Annotated in this window: 1 protein-coding gene and 1 pseudogene; both read right to left on the bottom strand. The window is 45.5% G+C overall.

Going from position 1 to position 1,085, the window contains the following annotated elements; genetic code table 11:
• Positions 1-525: hypothetical protein (locus A3735_RS27480; protein WP_197486097.1), on the bottom strand; the 525-nt coding region annotated here is incomplete at its 3' end.
• Positions 525-1,085, bottom strand: a pseudogene (locus A3735_RS31555) (GNAT family N-acetyltransferase); the annotation flags it as partial. The gene A3735_RS27480 and the pseudogene A3735_RS31555, both read right to left, overlap by 1 nt.

The following is a 1,085-nucleotide window of genomic DNA, read 5'->3' as shown; positions in this document are numbered from 1 at the left end:
GGTATCGGTCAGCAAGTAGTTCATCACCGAATCAACTTCCGTAAATGCACCAATGGCACACACCGAGATGATTCGGTCTTTAACACGTTCATCCGCTGCAGCAGCCAAACATATGGCACCGGAAAAAGACGGCGCAAGAACACTCAGCCTACCCGAAGAACATAAGTGCGACTGATCCACCAACGCACTTAATATATCTGCAACCAAGTCGATCTGCCGAGGATCAATCTTCAAAGTTTTGATTGACTGAACATCAGGAGAAACCACTCTAAAGCCGACATGACATAGCGACTGACAAAGTGTAACGATACGAGAATCGTCTTTTCCAAAAGGAGACATGCCGTGAAAGAACGCAATGCATCCCTTCGGTTTTATATGCGGTTCATAGACATCAACACTGACGCAGCTGCTATCAATATCACTCCCCTCAAGATAAAGCAGTTCGCTACGGGCAGACTTCTCGCCCGACGCCTGCTCACCATGCAATGTCCACATCACATTCAATGCTTGCCAGGCCGCACGCATTATTTATCTTCCTGTTGTTCAATAACTTCAGGGATATAGCGCTTACGCTTCTTTTCCTTGATCTTACTGACATCGACCATCACTAAACCGTCGATACAATCACCAAAGTCAGGGTCAACACCAAAGCCCAAGAACTTTAGGCCACCCGGTTCACATAGGTCGCTATACTGCTTGTACAAAGTCGGCACGCTACAGCCCATATTCGACAAGATGTTCTTAAGAATCATAAAGTCTTCTTTATAATCCGTACCTGAAAAATTCTGGCTCAAGGCATCAAGCAGATCGTTTGAGAGCAAATAGGGGTGCTTCGATACAGCCTTAGGCCGAGATTCCGTCTCGTCAAAGCTGCCAAAATAAAGAGTGAAGAAGTAAACTAATAAATCTTTTGCTGCTTTAGGCAGGTCGTTCGAGATACTGACCGGACCATATAAGTATTTCACATCAGGGTTCTTGCTTAAGTAAGAACCGATGCCATACCAAAGGTAATCCAAACTTCGTTTGCCCCAATACTTAGGCTGAACAAAACTTCGCCCAAGTTCCGCCCCTTGCTTTAGTAGAGG

The organism is Oleiphilus sp. HI0061, assembly GCF_001635675.1.
The sequence above is the reverse complement of the archived record's forward strand: the minus strand, read 5'-3'. Positions and strand labels throughout refer to the sequence as shown.